This is a genomic window from Streptomyces sp. NPDC094147, from assembly GCF_044764265.1.
In the GTDB taxonomy this organism is placed as follows: domain Bacteria; phylum Actinomycetota; class Actinomycetes; order Streptomycetales; family Streptomycetaceae; genus Streptomyces.
On the sequence record NZ_JBIWHT010000085.1, the window covers coordinates 1 to 1,434 of the forward strand.

The following is a 1,434-nucleotide window of genomic DNA, read 5'->3' on the forward strand; positions in this document are numbered from 1 at the left end:
GCCAGGAGTTTCAATGACGATGTCAAGCCGCCTGCGTGACCGGTGGGGCGGGGGTGAAGACCCGGTGGTCGCGCAGAAGTGCCCACAGGACTCCGGCACGTCGGCGGGCCAGGGCAATGACGGCCTGGGGGTGTTTGCAGCCTTCGCTGCGCTTCTTGAGGTAGAAGTCCCGGTTCGGGCCGTCGCGGATGATGCTGGTCTGAGCGGACAGGTAGAACACCCGGCGCAGGCGGCGACTGTATCGCTTGGGCCGGTGCAGGTTGCCGGTCCGGCGTCCGGAGTCCCGGGGCACGGGTACCAGTCCGGCAGCGGAGGCGAGGTGGCCGGCGTCGGTGTAGGCCACCAGGTCCCCTGCCGCGACGACGAATTCGGCTCCCAAGATGGGTCCCATCCCCGGGAGGGATTCGATGATCTCGGCTTGCGGGTGCGTCCGGAAGGCCGTCTTGATCTGTTGGTCGATGCGCTTGATCCGGTCGTCCAGCGCCAGGGTCTGGGTGGCCAGGTCCGCGACGATCTGGGCGGCAACGTCCTCGCCGGGCAGCGTGGTGTGTTGGGCCTCGGCGGCTTCCAGCGCCGTGGCGGCCACGGCGTCCGCGCTGCGCACGCTGCGGTTGCCCAGCCATGCGGACAGGCGGGCCCGTCCGCGGCGACGGATGGCCTGCGGGGTCTGATAACTGGTCAGCAGCACCAGCGCACCCTTGTGGTTGGAGTAGTCGAAAGCCCGCTCCAGCGCGGGGAAGACGCCGGTGAGTACGTCGCGGAGCCGATTGATCGTCCGCACCCGGTCGGCGACCATGTCGGTGCGGTGCGCGGTCAGCAAGGCAAGGTCCGCGGCCAGCTGGGCGGGCACGCCGATCGTGGTGAAGTCGCGGCGCTGGCGGGCGGTTTCGGCGATGACGTAGGCGTCGCGTGCGTCGGTCTTGGCCTCGCCCCGATAGGCCCCGGACATGCGGTTGACGGTGCGGCCGGGCACATAAACGGCTTGCTGCCCGTGGGCTGCGAGCAGTGCCAGTAGAAGTGCCGAGGTAGTGCCGGAGATGTCCACCGCCCAGCGGACCTCGTCCGCGAGGTCGAGGATCTCGCCGATCGCGGTCAGGATCGCCGACTCGTCATTGTCGATCTTCTTGGACCAGAGTGTCGCTCCGGTCTCGTCCACCACCGCGCCCCAGTGGTGGCCCTTGCCCGCGTCGATGCCGGCCCATAACCGGTCCCGCCTGTTGATGTCCACGCTTGCTCCTCGTGCCGTGAAACTCACTCGTCGGCCCGAGGAACACCCCGCCATCAGCTCCGTAAACAGCGACAAGATCGCAGATCTCAATCAGCAGCCAGGGCGCCCCGAAGGACCGGGCGGCCACTCCTGGCGAGCCACTGAAGACAGCTTCGCGTAAGCCACACCCGGCCCTCCCGGGCCGTCCAACAACTTACGGAGCTTCG

Annotated in this window: 1 protein-coding gene; it reads right to left on the minus strand. The window is 68.4% G+C overall.

Annotated features, from left to right (window positions below; genetic code table 11):
• Window positions 1-22: 22 nt before the first annotated feature.
• Window positions 23-1,222: an IS110 family transposase gene (locus tag ACIQ8J_RS35880; protein WP_403278383.1), complete on the minus strand. Its 1,200-nt coding sequence runs from the start codon at window positions 1,220-1,222 to the stop codon at window positions 23-25.
• Between the last annotated feature and the right edge of the window lie 212 nt (window positions 1,223-1,434).